This window comes from Corallococcus silvisoli (assembly GCF_009909145.1).
GTDB lineage: Bacteria > Myxococcota > Myxococcia > Myxococcales > Myxococcaceae > Corallococcus > Corallococcus silvisoli.
This window is the reverse complement of the sequence record NZ_JAAAPJ010000009.1, coordinates 271,217-295,620: the sequence shown is the minus strand read 5'-3', so window position 1 is coordinate 295,620 and position 24,404 is coordinate 271,217. Positions and strand designations below refer to the sequence as shown.

Sequence of the window (24,404 nt, the reverse complement as noted above, 5' to 3'; positions counted from 1 at the left end):
ACGGGGCTGGACCTCAGCGCTGGCTGCTGGGACTCGCGCTTGCCGCGCGTCTGCGTTACAGCGGGCCGTGGAGGCGGATGACGGTGGCTGAGACACGGGTGCCGTTGACGGTGATCGCGGGGCCTACGGCGTCGGGAAAGACGGCGCTGGCCATCGCCTGGGCTCGCGCCGCGGGCGGGGAGATCGTCAGCGCGGATTCACAGCAGGTCTACCGTGCCTTCGATATCGGCACGGCCAAGCCTTCCGACGAAGAGCGTGCCGCCGTGCCGCACCACCTCGTCTCCTGCGTGGATCCGCTGGAGCCCTTCTCCGCCGCTGAGTTCCAACGCCGCGCGGATGCGGCCATCACGGCCATCGCCTCGCGTGGACGCCCGGTGTTCGTCGTCGGCGGCACCGGCCTGTACCTGCGCATCCTGCTACATGGCGTGGTCGACGCGCCCGGCGCGCTGCCTTCCCTGCGCGCGGAGCTGGACGTCCTGGCGACGGAGCAGGGGAGGGAGGCCGTGCACCGCCGACTCGCGGAGGTGGACCCCGAGACCGCCGCGAAGCTGCCGCCCCAGGATCTGGTGCGCGTCGTCCGCGCCCTGGAGATCCATGCGCAGACGGGCATCCCTGCCTCGGAGTTCCGCCGCGCCCATGCCTTCGCGCCGGATCGCTACCCCTTCCGGTTGTTCGTGCTCGACCCGCCCCGTGGCGCCCTCTACGCCGCCATCAACGCGCGCACGGAGGCGCTGTTCTCACGCGGCCTCGTGGAGGAGACCCAGGCCCTGCTGGAGCGCGGCTACGCGGACGCGGCCCCCATGCGCAGCGTCGGCTACGTGCAGGCCCGGGCCGTGGTCGAGGGCCGGATGACCCGCGACGAGGCCATCGCCGACACGGCGCAGGAGACCCGCCGCTACGCCAAGCGGCAGCTCACCTGGTTCCGCAAGGAGCCCGGCGCGGTCTTCCTCGCTCCCCCGTATCCCCCCGCCGAACCCTGAAGCGCGGCGGCCCTTCCGGGCCCCCGCTTGGAACTCCGCCCCGTCCCGCCGGGATGGGCGGATTGTTCGCATCCGGCGGCGATCCCATCTTCCAGAAGGAAACGCTTCCAGCGTGTCCGCTCCCGGACCGGCAGGCGGCCGAGGGTGCTCGATGCCGGGAGCCACCACCGCGGAGATCGCCATGCAAACGAACGTCGAACGCACGCCGGAGACCCGGCCCGACCGTCCTCCCCGGGGGGCGTCGGCCATGTGGGGCGCTCCCTTCCTCCTGGGCATCCTGACGGCACTCGCGGGCCTGGTGCTGCTGGGCGCCACGTTCTTCACCAGCGTCATCACCATCTACTTCGTGGGGATGATGCTCGTGATCGGCGGCGTGCTCGAAATCATCGCGGCCGTCCGGAGCCGCTCCGAGGGCACCGGCACCTTCTGGTCCTTCATGCTCGGCGGCGTCCTCACCACGGTCGTCGGCATCCTCACCGTCATGTACCCAGGCGCGGGACTCGCCTCGCTGACGTTGCTGATCGCCGGCTACTTCTTCGCCAGCGGCCTCTTCCACGTCATCACGTCCGTCATGGACCGCTATGCCCAATGGGGCTGGGACCTGGCCTACGGGCTCATCTCCCTGGTCCTCGGCCTCAGCGTCATGGCGCAGTGGCCCCGGTCCTCCGTGTGGCTCGTGGGCACGCTCGTCGGCGTCGCCGTGCTCTTCCGCGGCATCTCCATGATGTCGGGCTCGCTCATGCTGCGCCGGGGCCTGCGGCGCTTCGAGGCCTGAGCGGATGAGCGCGCCAGGGCAGCCCTGGTGGCTCGTCACTGGCTGTGAATTCAAGGATATCCACGGGTGAAGTCGGCCCCGGCCTGGAGGTGGCGGGCCGGGGCGTCGAGCAGGGCTACTTCTTCGTGTGCGCGGTGTCGAACAGGTCGCCGAACTGCTCGCGCGGCACGGGCTTCAGCTCGCCCTGGTCATTGGGGCGCTCCAGCGTGAAGTCGTGGATGGTGCCTCGCACGAGGTACTCCTGGTCGCGCGCGGAGTTCATCATGGCGCGCTCGCGGAAGGTGAAGCTGGACTTCGTCGGATCCACGCCGACGTCCGCCAGGATCTTCCGCTCGTGGGGCTCCGGCTGCCAGAGGGGCTTGCCGGGCTGGCTGCGGTTCACGGCCGTCTCATCCAGGCCCGGATGGGTGGACGTGCGGAGGTCGCGCTGGATGTCGAACTGATCGAACACGTCCCCGCCCTTCGCGTCCTGGGTCGGGTTGTGGAGGATGCGGTTCTGGCCGTAGTCCGGGTTGTCGACGAGCTTCTTCTGCGTCGCCTTGCCGTCCACGCCCACGGGCACGCCACTGAAGGACGTGTAGGGGGAGTGGGCCTTGATCTCCTTCGCGCCGTCCACGTGCTCCGTCAGCGTCACCGCGCGGTCCTTCGGGTCCACCGGTTGGAGCTTGCCCCCCTTGTCGATGGCCGACTTGGGCGTGTCGTACTTCGGCTGCACCTCGTTGAACGGGTGGTTGTCGCGTCGCGACAGGTCCACGTCCGGCCGGATGCGCGGCGCCAGCTGGTTGTTGCCGCCATGGCGCCGGTCCTCCGCGCCCATGATGTCGTTCATCAGGTCCAGGCCGTTGTTGCGGGCCTTGTTCTTGTGCGCCAGCTCCTGGAGCGCCTGGTCCGGATGCACCTGCGTGCTGAAGGGGCGGCTCAACTGCGAGGTGTGCTTGAACAGCCGGGTCGACGTCTGGGCCAGCTTCGGCAGCTTCGAGGCGAACATGGACAATCCCTTTCAATGGAGCATGAAGTGCGAAGCTTCATGCGTTTGTAGGGATTATCCCGTGGATGTGATCTGAGTTGCGTGCAGGTAGGCCTCAGGAGGCGAAGCGGTCCTCGCCGAACGGCTCCAGGGCCGTGGACCGCGAGACTTCACGCGGCGCGCCAAGCGGGTCTGGCACGCGGCCGGTGAGCTGGCTCAGGAGCCGGTCCGGATTCACCGGCTTGGGCAGGAAGGTCTCCGCGCCCGCGTCGAGCGCGCGCTGCCGCACGTGTGGACGGTTGAGGCCGCTCATCACCAGCACCCGGGTGTCGCGGGTGAGCGGGTGCTGCTTGAGCCCTTCGCACAGGCGCAGGCCGTCCACCCAATGCAGGACCACGTCCAGGAGGATGGCGGTGGGCGGCCGGCGGGCGACGGCGCAGAACAACGCCAGCTCGTCCGCGAAGGACACCACGCGCGCCCCGGTGCTCTCCAGGAGCAGCGTCAGCGCCTCGCGCGTGTCCGCGTCGTCGTCCACCACGTAGTACAGGTCCGGCTCCACCTCCGGCACCATCGTCGGCACGGGTTCGATGGGCGTGCGCAGCCACGAGCCCACCACCTCGCGCACGCCCGACCAGCGCGCCGCGGCCAGCAGCGCCAGCGGGGTGGGGGCGCTCAGGCCCAGCACGCCCCCGCCGTACACGCTGCCCAGCGCGTGCTTCGCCCTCGCCGCGACGAACGCCGCCGGGGCCCGCTTGCCCGCGCGGCGCAGCCACGTGATGGCGCGCGCTCCAGCCGCCGCGTCCTCCAGCAGCTCGCCCAACCCGTCGCGCACATACCGCCGCTCCAGCGACGGCGCGTCCAGCCCTCCGTCGAGCAGCGCCACCGCGGCGCGGCTGCACGACGCCAGCGTCTCGGAGAGGCCCACCTGCAGCGGGTGGCCCGAGGCGGCGGGCCCCACCACCAGCTGACCGGGCGCCACCAACGTGCGGCCGGGGCCGAAGGGCAGGCGCGTCGTCTCCAGCGCGGCGACCTCGAAGCCTTCCTCCAGCAGGCCGTCGCGCGCGGCCATCATCAGCACCTGGCACAGGTCCGCCGGCGTCACCGCCGCGCCGAAGGCCAGCGCGTACACGGACGAGGCCCCGGGGACGAGGAACAGCGCGTCCACCGAGGGCAGCGGGGCCACCCACAGGCGCGCCACCGGCGCCAGGTCCCGCCCCACCATCGCGCCCTGGATCCGCGCCTGCACCGCGGGCATGGACGGCGCCGGACGGAAGCCCTTGAAGAAGGCGTCCCCCAACAGCGGCCCCGCGCCCGAGGCCAGCGCCACCGCGTGGAAGCGCTCACCGCTGCCCTGCGCGCGGACCACCAGGGGGCCCGCGTTGCGCACCGACGTGGGCGCGTCCGGGGCGGGGGCCTGCCGCTCCACCCGCTCCACGTGGCGGTTCACGAACCGGGCGCCCTGGGCGCTGGCCGCCGTGGCCAGCACCTGCCGCACCATGTCCATTCCCCCCTCGCTCCGGGGCCAGCCATCCACCACCCACAGCCCGCCAGCCGCGCACGGCAGCAGCTCCCGCTCACCCTGGGCGATGACCTCCACGCCGCGCAGCTCGTGCGCGCGCCACTCCGGCGGGATGCGGCAGCCCAGCGCCGCGAGCCGCGAGCGGCACTCCGGCGTGAGCAGGGCAGGGGGGGCGGTGCGCTCCTCGGTGCCCCCCGCGTAGACGCGCACGTCCAGGGCCACGCCCCGGGCGCGGCCGTTGAAGAGAAGCGAGGCCGCGAGCCCCGCCCCGGCGATGCCGCCGCCGACGATCGCCACCCTCGAACCACTCGCAAGCTTGCTGGTTCCGCTCATCGCGCGCCCTCGATCCTTACCCGCCGTCCGTGCCGCTAGTGCCGCTGCGCCGCCGAGCCATGGAGCGACTGGCCGTACACCACCACCCGGTCCCGCCCCTCCCGCTTGGCCTCGTACAGCGCGGCGTCCGCCGCCTTCAGCAAGGCCTCCGTGCTCTCGCGCGGCATGTCGGCCGTGTGGTCCGCCACCCCCACGCTGATGCTCAACCCGAAGGGCGCCGGCCGCCCGTCACCCCGCTGCACGTTCACGCCGCGCAGCTCCGTGCGCAGGCGCTCCGCGAACACCGCCGCCTCCAGCGACGTCTGGTGCGGCAGCAGCACCACGAACTCGTCCCCGCCGAAGCGCGCCGCGAAGTCGGACTCGCGCAGGTTGCCCTGCATCAGCGTGGCCAGGGCCAGGATGGCGCGGTTGCCCGTGTCGTGGCCCATGCCGTCGTTGATGGCCTTCAGGTGGTCCAGGTCGATGACCACCACGCTGAGCGAGTAGCCGTAGCGCTGCGCCCGCTTGAACTCGTCCTCCAGCCGCACCGACAGCGCGCGAAAGTTCGCCAGCCCCGTCAGTGCGTCCGTCTGCGCCAACACCTGGAGCTTGCGCTGCTGCTCGCTCTGGCGCACCGCGCGGTCGATGCGGGCGAGCAGCTCGCGCGAGCTCGCCGGCTTGTGGATGAAGTCCACGGCGCCCATCTCCAGGCATCTCTCCAGGGTCGCCTCGTCCGCGTCCCCCGTGAGGAAGATGACCGGCACCGTCTCCGTGCGCACGTCCCGTTGGAGCGTCTCCAGGACCGCCAGCCCATCCCCGGAGGGCAGGAAGCGATCCAGCAGGACCAGGTCCGGGCGGTGCTCGCGCGCCAGCTCCACGCCCGCGTCCGCGTCCGCGGCGGCCAGCACGTCGAAGCGCGTGGCGAGCAGATCCATCAGCCCTTCGCGCACGCCGGCGTCGTCTTCGATGATGAGCAGGAGCGAGCGCTCACTGCTGCGGCCGTGCCGTTCCATGAACTGATTTGCTCCGCTTGCCTGACCGGAAATGGCAGGCCGAAAGTCTCGGGCGCCACGCCCCACCCGGTGCTCCCCCCGCCCTTGCGCCCCACGCGCACCCGCCGCCGCCTCGTCCTGCAAGCACCCACCCACCCATCCAGACTTCACCCGAGACCTCCGGCTGCCAAGCCCGTCCGCCTCCGCGAGGAACCCTGGAGGTCTTCCGCCCCTGTCGCCCGCGTGTCCCTGCACGACAGCAAGCCCTGTGCCCCGGGATTCGCGTGGGGGACCGCCTCTTTTCAGGGGGTTGCGGACGCGTTCGCGCGCTCGCCAACAAGGCGACCGGAAGACGTTGCAGCGTGCGGACAGCGCGGCCGGTAGGAATTGCTGGAAGGCGCGGCGCGGCGGAGCCTTCCGCCGGAGGTCCTCCGGAGCGGATCATCCGGAGGCGGGGCCCTGGACTCCCGCGGTCCTCGCGCGGCGTCAACAGGGCCCCTGGCGCCATGGCGCTGGCGCCGGGAAGGCCCTCCCCAGGGGCCGCGGTGCGACGTGCCCTTCACGTCGCGTCAACGCGGCCAGCCGAAGCTTCGTCGAACGCTCGACGAAGCCCGGGGGACCTCAACGTCGGTGGGTGAACTGCACGCGGCGGCCGCCACCCATGGGCGGCATCATCGGCGGCGCCTCCAGGCCGAACTGCCACCACAGCGGCTCGTAGGGCTTCATCTTGAGGCGCTTGTCGTTCTGCAGCTGGGCGAGGCTGGACTTGAGCTTCTCGTCGGAGGGGTTCTGCTCCACACCCCGGGCGAGCACGCGCTGGGCGGCGTCCTTGTCCTTCAACTGGAGGAGGCACCACGCGTACACGGCCCAGACGATGGACTCCTTCTTGCCGCTCTTCACCGCGGCCTCGAACGAGGTCTTCATGGCGCCCGGGTCGTTGCGGCGGAAGTGCAGGGCGCCCTCCATGGCCTTGGCCATGTAGTTGCGGCCGCTGGCCTTCTCCAGGTGCGGCTTCGCCCCGTCCAGGTCCTTCACCATGTACTTGAGCATGCCGATCTGCGCGTGGATCTCCGGGCCGATGAGGAACTGCCACTTGTCCCAGACGAGCCCCTGCTCCAGCGTCTTGACGGCCCGGTCCACGCGGCCCTGGGCTTCCTTCTGGTTGGCCGGCTGGCCCTGCAGATCGTTCTGGACCGTGGTCATCAATGCCTGGACCCGGGTGGAGACCCTGCGGGCGAGCACGATGTAGGTGCCGAACAAGACGATGACGCCGGGGACGATGCCGGCCCACCAGGAGAAGCCGCCGGCGAGCTTGACCAGCACTCCGACCGCCAGCCCCACGGCCAGGGAGATAAGGAGGTTGTACATGCGCAGCCCCTTTAGCGGTGTGCGTGGATCACCGCAATCTTCGGATGCACACGAACCGAAGGCGCGATATACGTTCGGCCGCCTCGTTCACACCCAAGGGGCCCTCTGTCGAAATTGGTAGACGAGGCGGACTCAAAATCCGCTGCGGCTGACCCCGCGTCCCGGTTCGAGTCCGGGGAGGGCCATCCTCTCAAACGCAGACCCGGCGCCCGAGATGCCGTCTTCCGGACCGTCCGAACGTGAAAGCGCCCCCCTGTCCTCCTCGCCGGAAGACGCGATGAAGGTCCTGCTGGTCGAGGACGACACGAGCCTACGTGAGGGCATGGGCGAGCTGGTTTCCGAACTGGCGTCCGTGCATGCCGTGGGGACGCTCGATGAGGCGCTGCGCGCCCTGGAGACCGAGCGCTTCGAGCTGGTGATGACGGACATGCGCATCGCCGGCAACCACGACGACGGCCGGGGCGTCCTGGAAGCGGCCCGCCGCCGCCTGCACGCGGTGGCCATCGTCAGCGCCGCCGGGCCGGATGAGGTCGCCCGGGTCCTGCACCCCCTGGAACCGGATGCGTTGCTGATCAAACCCTTCCAGGTGGACGACATCCTGGGGCTGGTGGAGCGCTTCCTGGAGCTCAAGCGTCAGGCGCTCGCCGTCTCCGGGGCCCCGCCGGCCCGTGACGCCTCCGACTGGACGGAGCTCGCGCCCGGGGCCCGTTCGGCGGGCGCGGCACCGGAAACGGACCTCACCTGGGTGAGGTTGGAGCCGGACGCGGACTTCCGCTGGAGCCGCCCGCCGTGTGCCCAGGGGGTCCTCCTGGTGGAGGGCGACCTGGAGCTGGACGGTGAGCGCTTCGCCGCGCCGTGCTACCTGTTCCTGGCCCTGGGCGCTTCGCCGCGGGTCACGACGCGGACCGGCGCGCTGGCGGTGTGCGTGCCGCTGCGCGCCTAGGCGACGAGGTCACCCGTGGAGATTCCCCTCTGGCCCACGCCGCATGAGCCGTCACGCCTGGGGCGTCCGTCCCGGCGCGCGGCCACCGCGGCGCTGGAGACCCACATCGCGGTGCTCAAGGGAGACCCCCTGAAGGCCGCGCTCGCCACCGCGCTGCGGGAGGCGGAAGGACTGGGCGGCCAGGAGCGCCGCTTCGTGGCCATGGCGGCGCGCGAGCTGTCCCGGCACCAGCGGTTGCTGGACCTGGCGGCGCGGCAGCTGGGCCACGCTCCGGGGAAGATCGTCCTCACGGAGGACCAGGCGCTGGTGCGCTACACGCTCTGGCGGCGCCTCTTCTGTGGAGAGGATTGGACGCGCATTGGCCCGGAGGTGCGGCTGCCGGGGCCGGTGCGGCCGCGCACGCTGCATGACGCGGTGCTGGAGGGGCTCGTCACCAAGCCCCTGCCGGAGCCGCCCGCGGCGGAGTCCCCGGACTCCCTGGTGGAGCGGCTGGCCACCCGGTACTCGTTCCCGGGGTGGCTCACGCAGCGGCTGGCGCAGGTGTACCCGGAAGCGACGCTGGCGGGGCTGATGGCGTCGCTGGACGAGGAGCCCGCGCTGCACTTCCGCGTGCGGCCGCCGGGGACGCGGGACGCGGTGCTCGCGGCGCTGGCGGCGGAGGGCGTGGCGGCGGAGGCGGTGCCGTGCGCTCCCGACGCGCTGCGCGTCGCGGACGCCAGCCACCGCATCTTTGAATCGCGGGTGATGAAGGCCCGCCGCCTCCAGGTGCAGGACGTGGGCAGCCAGCTCATCGTCCTGGCGTGCCTCCCTCCCGGGGGCGGCCTGGAGGGGCTCGCCGTCGCGGACGTGTGCGCGGGGGCCGGGGGAAAGACGCTGGGCCTCGCGGACGCGGTGGGCGCGAAGGGGCGGGTGCTCGCGGGAGACCGCTCCAAGCGGCGCCTCGCGGACGCGCGCGAACGGGTGCGCGAGTTCGGCTTGAAGCAGGTGGCGTTCCCCCACCCGGTCCCGCTGGAGGCGGTGGACGTGGTGCTGGTGGACGCGCCGTGCAGCGGCACCGGGTCGCTCGCGCGTGAGCCGGATCAAAAGTGGAAGCTGTCCGCGAAGGCCATCGCGGAGTTCCAGGCCACCCAGTCCACGCTGCTCGCGGAGGTGGCCGGGCAGGTGAAGCCCGGGGCGCGCATCGTCTACGCCACGTGCTCCGTGCTGCCGGAGGAGAACGACGGGGTGGTGGAGCGCTTCCTCGCGAAGCACCCGGATTTCTCCCTGGAGCCGGTGGGGGAGGGGTGGGCGCCGGAGCTCCAGGTGGGAGTGGACGGCCCGTACCTGCGCGCCCTGCCGCCCCGAGTGCCCGGCGGGGGCTTCTTCGCCGCGCGGCTCGTCCGCAAGCCGGGTTGACAGTCGGCGAGCGGCCACGTTACGCACGAACGACCTTCTCCTCTCCCGAGGGTGACAGCCGTGGCGGCAGATCCGAAGCAGACCGAAGTGATGCGGCAGATCAATGAAGCCTTCCAGGCAGCCGAGGCCAAGCTGGCCAGGCTGCGCGAGGCTGTCGAGCGCAACACGGAGCTGGCTCGGGCCAACGGCAAGGCGGCCTTCCTCAAGGACAAGAAGGAGCAGACCCACCGCGAGCTGGGCGAGGCCGTCTGGCAGGCCGTGCAGGCTGGCCGCCTGGAGCTGCCCCCGGGGTTCGCCAAGCTGCTCCAGTCCATCGCGGCGGCCGAGAAGGCCGCGGCGGACCACGCCGCGTCCCTCACCGACCTGCTCCGGGAAGGGGAAGAGGTGGCGGATCGGTTGAAGGTAAAAAGCGTCGCGAAGCCACAAACAATTGTGGCGTCTGGAGTGAAGAAGCGATAGAAGTGCGCCGCCTTCGACGGACGGCTCCGCCCCCCCACGGCGGGACCGGCAGTACGCAGCAAAGACGGGGCTATAGCTCAGCTGGGAGAGCGCTTGAATGGCATTCAAGAGGTCACCGGTTCGATCCCGGTTAGCTCCACACTGAATTGAGAGAGGCCCGCGGGAGAAATCCCGCGGGCCTTTTGCTTTCGCGGGTCATCTCCAGCGGGTGCTCGGGCCGGCGCTACGCGTTCGCCGGGGCCTGCGCGGGGAGGTGCCGGGGCAGCCGCACGGTGAAGGTGGTGCCGGCTTCGGCCGTGGACTCCACCGCCACGGTGCCGCCGTGGGCCTCCGCCAGCTGCTTCACGATGTAGAGCCCCAGGCCGATGCTGCGGTTTCCGTTGTCTCCCTCGCCGCTGGGGCGCTGGAGGGGCTGGAAGAGCCGGCTCCTGCGCTCCGGGGAGATGGGGGCCCCCGCGTTGTGGATGGAGAGCGTCACCGCGTCGTCCCCGCCGTGCGTTTCGATGAGGATGGGGGTGTCGCGCGGGCTGTACTTGAGCGCGTTGGTCACCAGGTTCTGCGCCATCTGGCCCAGCCGGTCCGGATCCCACTCGCCCTCGCCGCTCCCTGTGACGTGCCTGCGGATCTCCCGGTCCGGGTGCGTCGCTTCAATCTCCTCCAGGACGCCCTCGATGATGTCGTGCAGGTCCGCGGGCCGGCGCTGGACTCTCAGACCCCCGCCCAGGCGTGCCTGGGTGAAGTCGAGCAGGTCGCGGATCAACCGGTGGGCCCGCTCCGCCGCGGTCTGGATGCGGCTGACGGCCTTGGTGCTGCGCTCGTCCAGCTCCTCGCGGCGCATCAGGCTGGCGGCACCCAGGAGGATGGCGCTCACGGGGTTGCGCAGGTCGTGGCTCACGATGCCGATGAGCTGCTGTTCGAAGTTCGCGCGCTGCTGCAGCTGGGCCTGGGCCTGGCGCAGCTCGTGGACGTCCATGGACGTGCCCACCCACTTGAGCACCCGGGCCTCCGCGTCCTTCACCGGCAGGGCGCGCACCAGGTGCCAGCGGTAGGCGCCGTCTGGCCCGCGCACGCGGTGTTCCGTCTGGAAGCGCGCTCCCTCCGCCAGGGCCTTCTCCCAGGCCCGCTGGCTGAGCGCGGCGTCCTCCGGGTGGAGCGTCTTGCGGTAGCCCCGTCCCAGGAGCTCCGCCACGGGGACGCCGGTCTGCTCCGGCAGGACGCCGTTGACGTAGGTGACGGCGCCCTCCGGGTCGGTGGTGAAGACGGCCTCCGGGAGCGCCTCCGCGAGCGTGCGGAACTCCTCCTCGCTGCGGCGCAGGGCCTCTTCCGCCTGCTTGCGCAGCGTGACGTCCTGCATGGCGCCCACCATGCGCAGCACCGCGCCCGCGGCATCGCGCACCACCCAGCCCCGGTCCTCCACCCGCGCGTAGGTGCCGTCCTGGCGGAGGAAGCGGTATTCGCCCCGCCAGTCGGTCCCGGTGGGCGCGTCGAGGAGGGCGTGGAGGCTCCCGACGATCTCCTCCCGGTCTTCCGGGTGGATCCTCCCGCTCCACCACTCCAACCCGGGCGACACCGCGTCGGGCGCGTAACCGAAGAGCGTGTGCACGCCCTCGTTCCAGGACACCTCCTGGGTGAAGGGGTTCCAGTCCCAGATGGCGTCCTTCGTGGCCCGGGTGGCCAGCCGGTAGCGCGTCTCCGACATCTGGAGGGCTTCGATCAGCTCCTTCTGGCGGGCGCGGGCCCTGGCGGCGTGCACCGTCCCTTCCAGGCGGGCCACCAGCTCGCGCACGCCGAAGGGCTTCACCAGGTAGTCATCCGCGCCCGCGTTCAGGCCCTCCACCTTCGCCTCCTCACCGGCGCGCGCGGACAGGAGGATGACGGGGACGTGGGCCGTGCGCGCATCCGCCTTCAGCTCGCGCAGGAGCCCGAAGCCGTCCAGTCCCGGCATCATCAGGTCCGACAACACCACGTCCGGAGGGTGCGCCCGCGCGGCGGCCAGGGCGGACATGCCGTCCGTGACGGCCTCCACCGTGAAGCGGCCCTCGAGCGCCCGCCGCACGTAGTCGCGCATGTCCGCGTTGTCGTCCGCCAGGAGCACGTGGCCGCGCACGCCTCGAGGCGTCGACTCCGGGACGGGCACCGGCGTGGGGGCGCTCGCCGGCCCGTCGCTCAGCCACTGCTCCGCTTCGTGGACGAAGACCTCCGGGTTCGGCGCCCGGGCGGCCCCCGTCCGAGGGCCGCCCCCCTGTCCTGGGGGCAGGTGGGCCGTGCCGGTGGGCAGCGACACCGTGAAGGTGCTGCCCTGTCCCTCGGTGCTCTCCACGGAGACGGAGCCGCCGTGCAGCGCCACCAGCTCGTGGACGAGCGCCAGCCCGATGCCACTGCCTTCGTGGCTGCGGCCGCGCGCGCCCTCGACCCGGTGGAAGCGCTCGAAGACCCGGGGCAGCTCCTCGGCGGGGATGCCGGTGCCCGTGTCGCTGACGGACAGCTCCACCCGGTCGCCGCGCTCCTGGAGCCGGACGGTGACGGCGCCCTGGAAGGTGAACTTGAACGCGTTGGAGACCAGGTTCAGGACCACCTTCTCCCAGAGATCGCGGTCCACCCAGACGGGCACCCGCGGGGACCGGCAGTCCACCTCGAACCGCAGCCCCGCCTTCGCCATCAGCGAGTCGAACGCGCTCACGAGGCCCGCGGTGAGCCGGCCCAGGTCCGTGGGCTCGACGCTCGCGTGCATCCGACCCGCCTCCAGGCGGCTGAAGTCGAGCAGGCTGTTGACCAGCTTCAGCAGCCGCTGGCTGTTGCGCTGGACGACCGACAGCCGCTCCCGGTGCTGGGGCGCGAGCGCGTGCTCGGCATCCCCGAGCACCTCGTCCATGGGGCCCAGCATCAGGGTCAACGGCGTGCGGAACTCGTGGCTCACGTTGGAGAAGAAGGCCGTCTTCGCCCGGTCCAGCTCCGTCAGGGCTTCGGCCTGCCGCCGGGCGTCCTCGTACGCGTGGGCCCTGGAGAGCGTCGCGCCCAGGCCGTTGGCGACGAGCTCCAGGAACGACACATAGGACGCATCCACCCGAAGCCGGGGCGACAGGCCCAGCACGAGCACGGCCGCCGGGGACGTCTCGCTGGAGCGGGCCAGGGGCAGGACGATGGCGGAGGTGGGAGGGGGCACGCCCTCGCGCAGGGGCAGGGGGCCGAAGCGCGCCGCCAGGCCCTCCACGTGCTCGGCCCGGTTGGACGCGGCCACCTGGGCCAGGGGCCAGGGGGCGGCGGTGGTGGGCTCCAGCGGCACCTGGAAGGGGCTGAAGGGGCCGGTCGCCTCCAACCCCATGTGGGCGTCCAGCCAGGCCAGGCCTCGCTCCGCGTCGATGCGGTAGAGGAGCGCGAAGGGCAGGTCCGACGGGTTCGTGGCCAGGGCCTCCATGGCCTGGGTGCAGGCGTCGCGGACCCGGAGGCTCCCGGAGGTGCGCGCGGCGACCTCCTGCAGCGTCCGGAGGCGGCGCGCGTCCAGCACCTGGCTGGTGGTCTCCACCGCGGTGTCGAGCACCCCGCCGACGCCGCCTGACTCGTCGCGGACGGGGCTGTAGGAGAAGGTGAAGTAGGTCTCCTCCAGGAAGCCATCCCGCTCCAAGAGGAGGCGCTGGTTCTCCGACAGGGTGGCGCGCGCCTCGCCTCGGACGTCTTCAATCAGGGGGCCGATGATGTCCCAGATCTCCGCCCACACCTCGCGCCCGGGGTGGCCCATGGCCCAGGGGTGCTTGCCGCCCAGCATGGGCCGGTAGGCGTCGTTGTAGAGCTTCACCAGCTCCGGCCCCCAGAACACCATCATGGGGAAGCGCGAATGGAGGCAGGTGCTGACGGTGGTGCGCAGGGACTGGGGCCAGGACGCCACCGGGCCCAGCGGCGTCTTCGACCAGTCCATCGAGCGCATCAGGGCGCCCATCTCGCCGCCTCCGGCGAGGACCTCCCGGGCCGCGTCGTCGGCGCCGTCCGGCTCCAGCGTGGGCGTGTCCGCACCGCCGGCCCCGGGCGTCCTGGTTGGGTGCGTCATCCTTGTTTCGTAATCGCGACCCTCGCGAGTGGCCAGGGACGGGGGCCGGAAGGGCGAACGCTCCCGGGCCGGACCGGCGCCGGGGGCGACGAAGCGTCGCGCGGTGCGTCCCCTCCCGGAACCAGGGGGAGGGGCGCGGCCCGCGGGAGGTGACGGGACGGCGGACGGCTACTTGCCCGCGAAGATGTTCATCACGTCCTTGAGCAGCTTGATCGACTCCGCGTGCGGACGCTGGAACGCGTTGCGGCCCATGATGGAGCCGAAGCCGCCACCCTGGTGGATCTGCTTGATGTCCTCGAGGAGGGCGGACGTCTCCTTCGCCTCGCCGCCGGAGAAGATGACGATGCGCTTGCCGTTGAACGCGGAGCGCACCACCTCGCGCACGCGGTCCGCGAGCGTCTTGGTGGGGATGTTCGCCTTCTCGAAGGCCTTCTTCGCCTCCGCCTGCTCCAGGTGGTCCGTGGGCGGCTTCACCTTGATGACGTGCGCGCCCATCTGCGCGCTGATCTGCGCCGCGTACGCCACCACGTCGATGGCCGTCTCGCCCTCCTTGGACAGGGCGCCGCGCGGGTAGGCCCACAGCACCGTGGGCAGGCCGTAGGACTTGGCCTCCGCGATGATGTCGCGCAGGTCTTCGTACTGCTCGTTGCGGGCCGCGGAGCCCGGGTAGATGGTGTAGCCCACCGCCGTGCAGCCCAGGCGCACCGCGTCCTTCACGGACGACGTCACCGCGGACATGGGCGCGGCCGTCTTGGCCAGCGAGTCCGAGTTGTTCACCTTGAGGATGAGGGGAATCTCGCCGGCGAGCTTGCCCGCGACCGCCTCCAGGAAGCCCAGCGGCGCCGCGTACGCGTTGCAGCCTGACTCGATGGCCAGCTGCGCGTGGTAGTCCGGATCATACCCCGCGGGGTTCGGACCGAAGGAGCGTGCGGGGCCGTGCTCGAAGCCCTGATCCACCGGGAGGATGACGAGCTTGCCCGTGCCCGCGAGCGTGCCGTGGTTCAGCAGGCGCGCCAGGTTCGTCAGCGTGCCGGGATTGTCGGAGGGGTACCAGGAGAGGATCTGCTTGACGCGGTCGGTGTAGGCCATGGGGTTTTCCTTGAAGGAAGGCGTCGAAACCGGCGCCGGATTCTGCGGTCCCGGGCCGCGCCCACCAAGCTTTGTCTGTAGGGAATGTCGGCGACTGTCACGCCCCCTACGTGCCTGTCGCGCGAGGGGACTGGGCGGAAGCCGACATCCGAAGGGGGACGGATGGTGAACAGAATTGCTGCGCCGTCGCGGGCTTCCAGGTATGCCCGCCAGACACGAGGCGGACCACAGCATGGGCAGAGAAGTCAGTAGGGTCGTCGCAGTGGTGATGATGATCACTGGTGGAGTGTCGGGCGCGCAGTTGTCGCCCACGACGGCTCCCTCGAATGCTCCCGGGACGGGAGCGCCGGGGACCGGCACCGCCTCGCCTGGCACCCTGTCTCCGAGCAGCGTGCCCATGCCCGGCAACTCCGCGACCCCAGCCACGCCCCAGTCCGGGGCGGGGACGTCCTCCGGCACGCCCACGACGGGGACACGCTCGCCGTTGCCACCCGGGCCGGCTCCCGTGAACGCGGCCCCGGCCTCGGAGCCCGGCAACGCCGCCCAGCGGGCCACCACGGGCACGCCCAAGCCTGCTTCCGCCTCCCCCGGCGCCCAGGACATCGCCACCCCTCCGGGCTCCACCGGAAAAGCCGGGGCCACCACGCCACCGGGAGCCACCGGAAGGGCCGGGGCCGCCTCGCCGGGCGCCACCGGAGAGGGGGAGGCCGCCACCGCCCCGCAGGGCACGCCCGGCGCCGCGGCACCCGGTAGGGCACAGGCCCCGGGCTCCACGGCGGGCCAGCAGCCCCTCCGGGAGCCCCTGACGCTGGCCCAGCTGGTGGAGCGCGCGCGCACCCAGGACGCGCGCGTCGCGGAGGCGACCGCGGAGCTGCGCAAGTTCCAGGCGCTCTACATGCAGGCGAAGTGGGCGTGGTTCCCCAAGTTCGAGGTCACCCTGGGCGTGGGCGGCCCGATTCCCGAGGCGCGCAACAACGGCCTGGGCGGTCCGCCGACGACGAAGGCGTCGCTGGAGGGGGACTGGGACTTCGGCCACGTGGGCGTGACGGTGTTCTCCACCGGCAACGCGGTGTTGCCGCTGTTCACCTTCGGCAAGTTCGCCGCGCTGGAGAAGGCGGGCGCGCAGGGGCCCATCGTCGGAGGAGCGCTGCGGGAGCGCGTGCGCGCGGAGGCCGGCTTCCAGGCCGCGCAGGCGTACTACGGCTACCAGCTGGCCCGCGCCGGCCTGAGGCAGCTGGAGGACGTGTCCAAGCGACTGAAGGACGCGAGCGAGCGCATCGACACGCTCCTCAAGGAGGACTCGGATCAGGTGTCGAAGGTGGACACGTACAAGCTGGGTTACTTCCGCGAGCTGGTGGAGTCCCAGCGCGCCAGCGCCGTGCAGGGGGAGCAGTTCGCGCTCGCCGCCATCCGGCTCCTCGCCAACGCGGGGCCGGATGAGAAGGTGGAGGTCGTGGCGGAGGAGCTGCCCCTCCAGGACGAGGTGAGGATCCCCGACCTGGAGACGGTGCTGAAGCGCGCCAGCGAGCGCCGCCCGGAGCTCAAGGCCGTCGCCGCCGGCATCATCGCGCGCGAGCAGGAGGTCTTCATCCGCGAGCGCAGCTTCTACCCGGACCTGGGCCTCGCGGGCTTCTACGACATTCGCTGGACGAGCAGCGCCACGCGCCAGCGCAGCCCCTTCGCGTACGACCCCTACAACGAGCGCACCCTGGGGCTGGGGCTGGTGATGCGCGGCACCTTCGACATCCCCATCAAGGACGCCCAGCTGGAGCAGGCCCGCGCGGAGCTGGACAAGCTGCACGCGCAGGAGCAGACGCTCAAGGCCGGCATCCAGTTGGAGGTGACGCAGGTGCACGGCCAGCTCGTCGCGGCCTACGCGCGGGCCAGGTCCCTGACGGAGGCCGAGCGCAACGCGAGGCGCTGGTCCACCGCCGCCTACGCCGCCTTCGACCTGGGCACGGGGGACACCCGTGAGCTGGTGGACGCCTTCAGCGCGCTGGCCCAGGCCTCCGCGGAGCGGGGCAAGAGCTGGCATGACGTCCGTGTGGGCCTGGCGTCATTGGCGCGCGTCACCGGTGCCGTCCCGGGCGCGGATGAATAACCCTTCCAGGCTTCCTGTCGTCACCCGCGTCGTCTCACGCGTCTTTCCACCCGGAGCTTCATCCCTATGATTGCTTCCCTGCTTGCCGCCACGCTGCTTGCCGCCGCCCCCGCGGGCCCGCTCAACGTCGTGAAGTCGGGCAACGCCGCCGTCCAGAAGGCCGCCAATGCCCCGGGCGCCACCGTCCAGTCCCTGGCGTCCGTCGTGGAGTCCTTCGTCGACTTCCAGGAGCTCGCCAAGCGCGCCCTGGGAGAGAAGGCCTGGAGCGGCCTGAGCCCGGCCCAGCGCAAGGAGTTCACCGAGACGATGACGGGGCTCCTGCGCGCCTCGTACGCCCAGAAGGCCATTGGCCAGGCGAAGGCGGAGGTCGTCTACGGCAAGGAGAGCGTGCAGGGGAACGAGGCCACGGTCGACACGAAGCTCACCGTGAAGACGGACCACGTGCCCGTGGACTACAAGCTGTTCCGCGCCTCGCCCAAGGTGGAGTGGCGCATCTACGACGTCATCACGGATGAGGTGTCCCTGGTGGACACCTACAGCGGCCAGTTCAAGAAGATCCTCCAGACGAAGGGCTTCGACGGCCTGATGACGACCCTCAAGTCCAAGCGCGCCCAGCTGGAGAAGCAGAACGCCAACACCAGCGCGGCCTCCGTGAGCGAGTCCGCCGCCGACACGACGGGCGCCGCCCCGCAGGCGAAGTAGGGCAGGGCGCCGTCCGGCGTCCTTCCGCCCGGGGCCAGGAGCGCCCGGGCGGAAGAAGAGGACGTCACCGCGGGAGGGACCCGCTCAGACGGGCCGCTGGAAGACGCGGTACGTCTTGGAGCGCTGGCCGCCCATCGATTCGATGGCGCGGTTGACCAGGTGGTTGTCCTCCAGCGTCCACGAAATCTCGCCGCCCGTGTACCCCAGCTCCCGCGCGGTGCGCAGGGTGTCCAGGTAGAGGATGGCGTCCAGCCCTCGGCGCCGGTAGCCCTCCTTGATGCCCAGCGTCAGCAGGCGCAGCCGCTTGATGCGCCGCGACGCCAGCACCAGCTTCACCAGGCCAATGGGCAGGCCGAACGTCGTCAGCCGCCCGCCCGCGGCCTTGAACGCCTCGTTGGCGTCCGGCAGCGTCATGGAGAAGGCGACGGGCTCACCCTTCACCTCCGCGATGAGCAGCAGCTCCGGGCGCACGATGGCCTTCATCTCCTTGGCCATGTGCTCGAACTCGCGGTCCGTGAAGGGGATGAAGCCCCAGTTCTTCTCCCAGGCCGCGTTGTAGATCTCCTTGATGCGGGCGACCTCCTGGGTGAACTCCTTCAGGCGCACCGCGCGCACGGTGACGCCCTCGCGGTGGCGGATCTTCTCCGCGATGCGCGCCACCTTCTCCGGGGGCGGAGTGGACGCCGCCAGCTCCCACGCCCACAGGTCCTTCGCCTTGGTGAAGCCGCACGTCTCCAGCAGGCCCGCGTAGTACGCCGGGTTGTACGGCATCATCAGCGCGGGAGGGCTCTCATGGCCCTCCACGAGCAGGCCCCAGTCCTGGTTGGAGGAGAAGTTGGCCGGCCCCAGCATCTGGTCGATGCCGCGCGCCTTCAGCCACGCGCTGGCCGCGTCCAGCAGGCCCCGGGCGACGCCCGCGTCGTTCACGCACTCGAAGAGGCCGAAGAAGCCCTCCTTCGTGCCGTGAAACTCCATGTGGCGCGGGTTCTTGATGGCCGCCACCCGGCCCACCACCTCCGTGCCACGGCGCGCGAGGAACAGCTCCACCTCCGCGTAGTCGAAGAAGGGGTTCTTCTTCGGGTCCAGGAAGTCCTTGCGCTCCATCTCCAGTGGGGGGACCCAGTTCGGGTCGTCACGGTACAGCGCGTACGGCAGCCGGATGAACGCGGTCCGGTCCACCGCGCCGCGCACGGGCGTCACCTGCACGTCGGAGGGCATGGGAGGAGTAGGGGAGGAGGAGGTGTCGGGCTTGGCGGGGTGGGCCATGAGGGAGGCTCAGTTCCTTTCGGCCTGGTTGCCGTCGGAACCGTCGCTGCCGTTGCGCAGGAACAGGTGGGCGCCCTTCTCCAGCAGCAGGCCCCCCAGCTCGCTGCGCTTCTCCCAGAGCTTCTTGGGCGCGCCGCCCAGCCGGCGCAGGTCCTCCGGCTGGAGGTTCGCCGCGCGCCAGGTGAGCTGCTCCACCGCGTCGAAGAACTTCCCGGCCATCTCCCGCGACGACATCCGCGACAGCTGCTCCAGCGAGAAGCCCTTGTCCGCCAGCAGGCCCGCGCTGCCCGCGGCCCACGTCTCGCTCGCCCTGTTGCTGCGCACCACGGAGCCCGGCCGGGCGATCTGCACCGGCTCGTACACGGTGGGGCGCGTCTCCGGGATGACGTTCAGCTTGCGGCCGATCTTCTCGAAGGTGTCCAGCACCTGGTCCAGCTGCGCGTCGGTGTGCGTGGCCATGTAGCTGGTGCGGATGAGCGCGTGGCCCGGCTCCACCGCCGGGGGAATCACGGGGTTGGCGAACACGCCCGCCTCGTGCAGCGCGCGCCAGAAGCGGAAGCACTTCACCTGGTCGCCAATGTGCACCGGCACCACCGGCGTCACTGACACGCCCGTGTCGAAGCCCATGGCCCGGAAGCCGTTGTGCATCTTCTCCGCGATGTCCAGCAGGCGCGCGCGGCGCTCCGGCTCCGCCTCGATGATCTCCGTCGCCTTGAGCGCCGCCGCGATGGACGCGGGCGTCATGGACGCGGAGAAGATGACCGAACGGGCCTTGTGGCGGATGTAGTTGATGACCTCGAAGGGGCCCGCGAGCACGCCGCCCAGCGACGCGAAGCTCTTGGAGAACGTGCCCATCACCAGGTCCACGTCCTTCTCCAGGCCGAAGTACTCGGAGGTGCCCCGGCCCAGCTCGCCCAGCACGCCCATGGCGTGCGCGTCATCCGTCATCACCCGGGCGTTGTACTGCTTCGACAGCTCCACGATGCGGGGCAGGTTGCAGACGTCGCCCTCCATGGAGAACACGCCGTCCGTGACGATGATCTTCCCGGCGCCCGGCTCCGCCGCGGCCAGCAGCTGCTCCAGGTGCTCCATGTCGTTGTGGCGGAACTTGCGCTCGGTCGCGAACGACAGGCGCACGCCGTCCACCAGCGACGCGTGGTTCTGCCGGTCGCTGAACACGATGTCGTGGCGGCCCAGGATGGACGCCAGCGCCAGGTTCGTCTGGAACCCGGTGGAGATGACGATGGCCGCCTCGCGGTTGAGGAACTTCGCCAGCCGGGCCTCCAACTCCTCATGCAGCGCCAGCGTGCCGTTGAGCAGCCGCGAGCCGGAGCACGTGGTGCCGAACCGCTCCGTCGCCTTGATGGCCGCTTCCTTCACCCGCGGATCCGCGGACAGGCCCAGGTAGTTGTTCGAGCCCACCATGATGACCCGCCGCCCCTCGATCTCCACCTCCGTGGCGCCGTGCGACGCCTCGATGGCTCGGAAGTACGGGTACAGGCCGGTGGCCTTGGCGATGCGGTAGTCCTTCCAGGTACGGCACTTGTCGAACACGTCGCTCATGGTGGTCTTTCTTACGCGTCGGGGGGTGTGCTCCGAGCCGCTCTCCATGTGCCGGGCGGTTTCCGGTTCCGGACCGCCCGACGCGCGCGAACACCCAGGGGGACGACGCGTGGGGGTCAATAAAGAGGGAAATCCACACTGTCAAGGCAGCGACGGTTCCATCGCACGCCGTGTGGGGCATCCGTGTCAGGGCGCGCCTTGACATCCATGCCCCATCGGTGGCACGCCGCGCCCCCGGACCTTCGTTCTCCAGTGGATGTTCCAACACCCCGGGCACACACGGGTTCACATGGGGAATGGGTTCCGAGGGGCCGGCTGTTCCGGGGGCCTGGATCGTGGCCGGCTTATTGCTAAGCCGGCCGGTGTCAGAGGAGCGGACGGTGTCCCAATCACGACTGCAGCGGTGGTTCGATGGCTTCATCCAGGCGGCGCTGACGCGGCCCTGGCAAGTGCTGTTCGCCGTCGCGCTGCTGACCGCCGCCGCGGGGCTGTTCGCGGCCCGGCTGGAGTTCCGTGGCTCCTTCGTGGAGCTGCTGCCGGAGGGGGCTCCGGAGGTTCGGGATCTGACACGCGTGTCAGAGAAGGCAGGCGGTGACGGGTACCTCGTCCTCATGGCGAAGGGTGGAACACCGCAGGCCCTTAAAACGTACGCCACTGAATTCCAGAAGCGTTTGGAGGCCCTCCCGGAGGTCCGCTACGTCGAGCACCACTACGACGTCGCCTTCTTCCGCCGCCACGGCCTGCTGCTGCTGCCCACGCGGGAGGTCGCCTCGCTCCGCGAGGACCTGGAGGCCCGCGTCCAGTACGAGAAGGAGCGCGCCAGCCCCCTGTTCGTGGACCTGGGCGTGGAGGACGCGCCGCCCACCTTCGAGGAGATCGCCCGCAAGCACACGCCGGACACGGCGGCGCTGCCGGAGACCCTGGCCAACAAGGACGGCACGGAGGTCTACCTGATGATCAAGCCGTCGGGGACGGCGGGGGACCTGGACTTCGCGCGGCGGTTCGTGGCCACGGCGATGGACACCGGCAGGAAGCTGGCCGCGGAGCAGTACCCGGGCGTGACGCTGGAGGCGACGGGCAACTTCCAGAACCGCATCGAAGAGGACGCGGTGATGCGCGGCGACCTGTCCAACGCGGGCCTCTTGTCCGCGCTCATCGCCGTGGGCCTCATCCTGCTGGCCACCCGGCGGGTGTCGGCGCTGGCGGTGGTGGGCGTGCCGGTGATGGTGGGGCTGGTGCTGACGTTCGCGTTCGCGCAGGGCGCCATCGGCCACCTCAACATCGTGACGGGCTTCCTCGTCGCCATCCTCATCGGCCTGGGCATCGAGTACGGCGTGCACCTGTCGATGCGCTACTGGGAGGAGCGCGAGGAGCACGGCGTGAAGGAGTCGCTGGAGGCTGCGGTGCGCGGCACCTTCAGCGGGGCGCTCACGTCCGCGTTCACCAACGCGGCGGCGTTCTTCGTGCTGGTGCTGGCGCAGTTCCACGCGTTCCAGCAGTTCGGCCTGCTCGCGGGCATTGGCGTGCTGCTGGCGGTGCTGTCCGCGTACGCGATGGGCCCGTCGCTGCTGGCCATCGCGGAGCGCATCCGGCCCTTCCGGCGCGAACACCGGGTGGCGACCGAAGCCCCCCCGGCCGAGGCCCCGGCGGCCCCGGTGAAGGAGTGGCGGCGCTGGCCCACGGGCCTCATCGTCGCGGTGGCGATGTCGGTGGTGGTGTTCGCGGCGTACTCGGTGGGCATCGCGCCCCGGCTGGGCTTCGAGACGAACCTGCGCAACCTGAAGGGCGACTCCCCGGCGTCGCGGCTGGACGACCACATCACGGAGCAGATCGGCTCGCCGCTCAACCCGGCCATCCTCGCGGTGGACTCGCTGGAGCAGGTCCGCGAAGTGGAGGACGTCATCGCCCAGGTGAAGGCGAGGAACGGCGCGAACTCCGTGTTCTTGCGCACCGCGTCCCTGAGCGACCTGGTGCCCTCCGACGTGCCGGGGCACCAGGCGGAGATGGGCCGCATCCGGGCGCTCCTGGACGGGCTGCCGAAGTCCGCGCAGGACGACGCGCGGGTGAAGGACCTGCGGACCCTGGTGGACGCGAAGCCGTATGGGCTGGACGACCTGCCGGTGGAGGCGCGCCGCCGCTTCGAGGCGCTGGACGGCAAGGGCATGTTCCTCCTGCTGTTCCCGTCGGTGTCCAACTACGACACGGAGGACCTGCACCGCTGGGCCGCGCAGCTGGATGAGGTGGTGGCCGGCGCGAAGGCGAAGGGCATCGACCTGGCGGTGCTGGACAGCAACCGCATCGCGGCGCGAATCTTCTCCCTGGTCCGGGGGGATGGGCCGTTCATCCTCTGGTCCGCGGCGGCGGTGGTGTTCCTGGTCATCCTGGCGAGCCTGCGCAGCCTCAAGCGCGCGCTGCTGGTGGCGGGCCCGCTGTTCCTGGGGATGACGTGCCTGGCGGGCGGGATGTACCTGTTCGACGTGCAGCTGAACTTCATCAACGCGGTGGTGCTGCCCAACCTGCTGGCCATCGCGGTGGACAACTCCGTCCACCTGTACCACCGGTACGAGGAAGAGGGCCCCGGGTCGCTGGGCCGGGTGGTGCGCAGCACGGGCTTCGCGGCGGTGGTGGCCACGCTGTCCAACGCGGCGGGCTATGGAGCGCTGATGGTCGCGAACCACCAGGGCTTGCGCAGCATCGGACAGATTGCGCTACTGGGGGTCGTGAGCACCTTTCTGGGGACGACGGTGTTCTTCCCGGCCATGCTGGCGCTGTTGGAGCGGTGGAAGGGGCGGCGGTCCGCGGTGGCACCTCAGCCGGGCGCGGTGGTGCGGCCTCTCAATCTCGGAGGGGCCGGCGAGCAGCCGGCCGAATCGCCGGGGGAGCGCAAATCGGCGTGAGCATCTGGTCATTCAGCGAAGGCCGTGTGCGGCCCCTCATGGCGTCATCGGACCAGGCGCTCGTGCGCTTCCGGCAGGTGGACATCGTCCTGATGGCCGCCTGCGCGGCAGCGGTCCTGGCTTGCGTGGGGCCGGCCCGCTGGGCACCCCATGCGACCCGGAGCGCCTGCCTGTTCGGGCTGATGGGGCTGGCCCTGCCGGTGCTGCGGATGCTGGAGGCGCGCTTCCCCCGTCGGCCGCTCATCGCCATCGCGGCGGACTTCTGGCTGCTTCCCTTGTCGGCGATGTCGCACGGGTGGCTGGGGCCCATCGTCGACTGGATGAACCCGCTGGTGAAGGACGCCCAGCTGGTCGCGGTGGACCAACGGCTGTTCGGCTTCCAGTCCGCGGTGGCCCTGGCGCACGTGGTTCCGCCCTGGGCCAACGACGTGCTGATGCTCTGCTACTACGGCCACTTCATCTGGCCGCTGCTCCTGGGCATCTTCCTGTACGCGCGCGGCCGGGGGCCCACGCCGGGCTTCGACGAATACCTGTTGGGCCTGGGGCTGCTGCTGAGCTTCAACTACGCGGCGTACTCGCTGGTGCCGGCGGTGGGCCCGCGCTACTTCCTCATCGGCGCGTTCGACGGTCCCGCGTCGCGGGGGTTGCTGCTCACGCCGCTCCTGGAATCGATGATGCGCACGCCCATCTACACCCGGGACTGTTTCCCGTCCGGACACACCGGGGTGGCGCTGGTGGTGCTCTTCTACGCGTTCCGGTTCGCCCGGCGCTTCTTCTGGGTGATGCTGTTCCCCGGCCTGGGGCTCATCTTCGCGACGCTCGCGGGGCGCTTCCACTACGCCATCGACCTGGTGTGCGCGGTGCCCCTGGTGCTGGTGGTGACGGGGCTGGCGCTGGCCCTGTCCCGGGCCGCCCGGCAACGCGCGGTGGAACAGGGCGCGCGTTCCGTGCCCGTGGACGCTATCGTCAGGCCCTGAATCGCCAGCCGGTCGCCCCGGGGGTCGGGGTGGACGTGCGCTGGCGCCGCCAGAGGC

At 71.0% G+C, this 24,404-nt stretch carries 17 protein-coding genes and 2 tRNA genes; 11 read left to right on the top strand and 8 right to left on the bottom strand.

All coding sequences use genetic code 11. The features are described from left to right. Positions 1-98: 98 nt before the first annotated feature. Both miaA and GTY96_RS19835 read left to right on the top strand, forming a co-directional pair. Positions 99-980, top strand: coding sequence for a tRNA (adenosine(37)-N6)-dimethylallyltransferase MiaA (miaA, locus tag GTY96_RS19840; RefSeq protein ID WP_255442543.1), 882 nt, complete (start codon positions 99-101; stop codon positions 978-980). A 181-nt stretch (positions 981-1,161) separates the two neighbouring features. Then, positions 1,162-1,755, top strand: coding sequence for an HdeD family acid-resistance protein (locus GTY96_RS19835; RefSeq protein ID WP_235685723.1), 594 nt, complete (start codon positions 1,162-1,164; stop codon positions 1,753-1,755). 115 nt (positions 1,756-1,870) lie between these two features. Here GTY96_RS19835 and GTY96_RS19830 read toward each other — a convergent pair whose 3' ends face one another. The 4 genes from GTY96_RS19830 to GTY96_RS19815 all read right to left on the bottom strand — a co-directional run bounded on the left by GTY96_RS19830 (position 1,871) and on the right by GTY96_RS19815 (position 6,913). Next, a complete protein-coding gene (locus tag GTY96_RS19830; protein WP_161665506.1) occupies positions 1,871-2,743 on the bottom strand; it encodes a hypothetical protein in 873 nt (290 codons plus the stop codon). A gap of 94 nt (positions 2,744-2,837) precedes the next feature. Further along, positions 2,838-4,574, bottom strand: a complete 1,737-nt coding sequence (locus GTY96_RS19825; RefSeq protein ID WP_143904516.1) for a response regulator — start codon at positions 4,572-4,574, stop codon at positions 2,838-2,840. 35 nt (positions 4,575-4,609) lie between these two features. Then, on the bottom strand, positions 4,610-5,566 hold the full coding sequence (locus tag GTY96_RS19820) for a diguanylate cyclase (RefSeq protein ID WP_143904518.1): 957 nt from the start codon (positions 5,564-5,566) through the stop codon (positions 4,610-4,612). A gap of 600 nt (positions 5,567-6,166) precedes the next feature. Further along, on the bottom strand, positions 6,167-6,913 hold the full coding sequence (locus GTY96_RS19815) for a tetratricopeptide repeat protein (RefSeq protein WP_143904520.1): 747 nt from the start codon (positions 6,911-6,913) through the stop codon (positions 6,167-6,169). Between the two features lie 99 nt (positions 6,914-7,012). On the opposite strand from GTY96_RS19815, the gene GTY96_RS19810 reads away from it, so the two are divergent. The 5 genes from GTY96_RS19810 (at position 7,013) to GTY96_RS19790 (ending at position 9,849) form a co-directional block, all read left to right on the top strand. Continuing rightward, positions 7,013-7,098, top strand: a tRNA-Leu gene (locus GTY96_RS19810). Positions 7,099-7,190: 92 nt separating this feature from the next. Beyond that, entirely contained in the window at positions 7,191-7,856 is a 666-nt protein-coding gene (locus tag GTY96_RS19805) for a response regulator (protein WP_143904522.1), read from the top strand. Between the two features lie 15 nt (positions 7,857-7,871). Beyond that, entirely contained in the window at positions 7,872-9,251 is a 1,380-nt protein-coding gene (locus GTY96_RS19800; RefSeq protein ID WP_186002006.1) for an RsmB/NOP family class I SAM-dependent RNA methyltransferase, read from the top strand. Between the two features lie 60 nt (positions 9,252-9,311). Next, complete coding sequence (locus tag GTY96_RS19795) at positions 9,312-9,710, top strand: hypothetical protein (protein WP_143904524.1); 399 nt, start codon at positions 9,312-9,314, stop codon at positions 9,708-9,710. Positions 9,711-9,776: 66 nt separating this feature from the next. Next, positions 9,777-9,849, top strand: a tRNA-Ala gene (locus GTY96_RS19790). Positions 9,850-9,933: 84 nt separating this feature from the next. On the opposite strand, the gene GTY96_RS19785 is transcribed toward GTY96_RS19790, so the two are convergent. Together GTY96_RS19785 and GTY96_RS19780 are read right to left on the bottom strand one after the other, a co-directional pair. Further along, complete coding sequence (locus tag GTY96_RS19785) at positions 9,934-13,752, bottom strand: ATP-binding protein (protein WP_161665505.1); 3,819 nt, start codon at positions 13,750-13,752, stop codon at positions 9,934-9,936. A gap of 168 nt (positions 13,753-13,920) precedes the next feature. After that, entirely contained in the window at positions 13,921-14,841 is a 921-nt protein-coding gene (locus GTY96_RS19780) for a class I fructose-bisphosphate aldolase (RefSeq protein WP_143904528.1), read from the bottom strand. 232 nt (positions 14,842-15,073) lie between these two features. Between GTY96_RS19780 and GTY96_RS19775 the strand changes: the two genes are divergently transcribed. Next, entirely contained in the window at positions 15,074-16,942 is a 1,869-nt protein-coding gene (locus GTY96_RS19775) for a TolC family protein (protein ID WP_161665504.1), read from the top strand. A 66-nt stretch (positions 16,943-17,008) separates the two neighbouring features. After that, positions 17,009-17,644 (top strand): MlaC/ttg2D family ABC transporter substrate-binding protein, encoded by a 636-nt coding sequence (locus GTY96_RS19770; protein WP_143904532.1) that lies wholly within the window; start codon positions 17,009-17,011, stop codon positions 17,642-17,644. 84 nt (positions 17,645-17,728) lie between these two features. Here the strand turns inward: GTY96_RS19770 and GTY96_RS19765 are convergent, their stop codons facing one another. Both GTY96_RS19765 and GTY96_RS19760 read right to left on the bottom strand, forming a co-directional pair. Then, on the bottom strand, positions 17,729-18,910 hold the full coding sequence (locus tag GTY96_RS19765) for an N-acetyltransferase (RefSeq protein WP_143904534.1): 1,182 nt from the start codon (positions 18,908-18,910) through the stop codon (positions 17,729-17,731). A 9-nt stretch (positions 18,911-18,919) separates the two neighbouring features. Next, complete coding sequence (locus tag GTY96_RS19760; protein WP_143904536.1) at positions 18,920-20,473, bottom strand: aminotransferase class I/II-fold pyridoxal phosphate-dependent enzyme; 1,554 nt, start codon at positions 20,471-20,473, stop codon at positions 18,920-18,922. A gap of 380 nt (positions 20,474-20,853) precedes the next feature. On the opposite strand from GTY96_RS19760, the gene GTY96_RS19755 reads away from it, so the two are divergent. Both GTY96_RS19755 and GTY96_RS19750 read left to right on the top strand, forming a co-directional pair. Continuing rightward, a complete protein-coding gene (locus GTY96_RS19755; protein ID WP_328700946.1) occupies positions 20,854-23,370 on the top strand; it encodes an efflux RND transporter permease subunit in 2,517 nt (838 codons plus the stop codon). After that, positions 23,367-24,347 carry a phosphatase PAP2 family protein gene (locus tag GTY96_RS19750; protein WP_255442492.1) on the top strand — a complete coding sequence of 327 codons (981 nt, stop codon included), beginning with the start codon at positions 23,367-23,369 and terminating at the stop codon, positions 24,345-24,347. Before GTY96_RS19755 ends, GTY96_RS19750 begins: the two co-directional genes overlap by 4 nt. Positions 24,348-24,404: the final 57 nt, after the last annotated feature.